The following is a 1125-nucleotide window of genomic DNA, read 5'->3' on the forward strand; positions in this document are numbered from 1 at the left end:
CTGCGGGGGGCGGTAGGCGGCGGCGGTGATCCGTCCGGGCCGGTGGGAGGCGAGGAGCCTGCCCACCGTTGTCCGGGTCAGGCCGGGCTGGTCCACAAGGGCGATGAGGAGGTGGTCCTCGGGGTCCGCTTCCATGTCGCCGAGCAGGAACGAACTGCCCATGCCCGTGCGCCAGTCCTGGTTGACGATGACCCGGTAGCGGTCCAGTTCGGTCTTGGCTGCGACGTCCGGTGCGCCCGCTCCAAGGACCACCACCACGTCGCGGCAGCCGCCGTCGAGCAGGGTTCCGGCGACCGCCTCCACCAGCGGCTGGCCGCGGTAGGCGAGCAATGCCTTGGGGCCCAGGCCCAGCCGGGTCCCGGCCCCGGCGGCCAGGACGACTCCGGTGGTGCCTATGTTCCCCATAGCTGCACCCTAGTGGAATTTTTGTCCAGATACGGCTGGTTGCGAGGCCGGGAAGTCACCTTATCTGGACAAAAACTCCACGGTTGGTCAGGCCTCGCCCCCCGCTCCTCCGGTGGTTCCGGCGTTCACGTCCAGCAGCTTGTAGCGGTCCATCGCGTACGACGGCGCTGCCTCCTCCACCTCGCCCCTCGCCGCCAGCATCTGCAGGGCTTTGACCACGATGGAGTGGGTGTCGTTCTTGAAGTAGCGGCGGGCTGCTGCGCGGGTGTCCGAGAAACCGAAGCCGTCGGCGCCGAGCGACGCGAACTGGTGCGGCAGGAACTGCCGGATCTGGTCCGGGACGGCCTTCATGTAGTCCGAGACGGCGACAACAGGCCCTTGTGCCTCGGCCAGCTGCTGCGCCACAAAGGGGATCCGTGCCGGCTCACCCGGGTTGAGGAAGGCTTCCTCTTCGGCGGCGAGGCCGTCGCGGCGGAGTTCGTTCCAGGAAGTGACGGACCAGACGTCGGCGGAGACGGACCAGTCCTCGGCGAGGATCCGCTGGGCTTCGAGTGCCCAGGGGACGGAGACTCCGGAGGCCAGGAGCTGGGTTTTGGGTCCCTTGGCGTCGGAGGCGGACAGGCGGTAGATGCCCTTGATGACGCCCTCGACGTCCAGTTCCTCGGGTTCGGCGGGCTGGACGATGGGCTCGTTGTACACGGTGAGGTAGTACATGAGGTT

2 protein-coding genes are annotated in these 1125 nt (G+C 68.0%); both read right to left on the minus strand.

What is annotated here, in order from left to right; genetic code table 11:
* A partial coding sequence (locus tag AC5RTT_RS20605) for a nucleotidyltransferase family protein (protein WP_494146714.1) occupies positions 1-405 on the minus strand: 405 nt, incomplete at its 3' end.
* A gap of 87 nt (positions 406-492) precedes the next feature.
* The coding region (locus AC5RTT_RS20610; protein ID WP_494146715.1) for a transketolase-like TK C-terminal-containing protein at positions 493-1125 on the minus strand (633 nt) is incomplete at its 5' end.

It is taken from the genome of Arthrobacter sp. Y3221157, assembly GCF_059089865.1.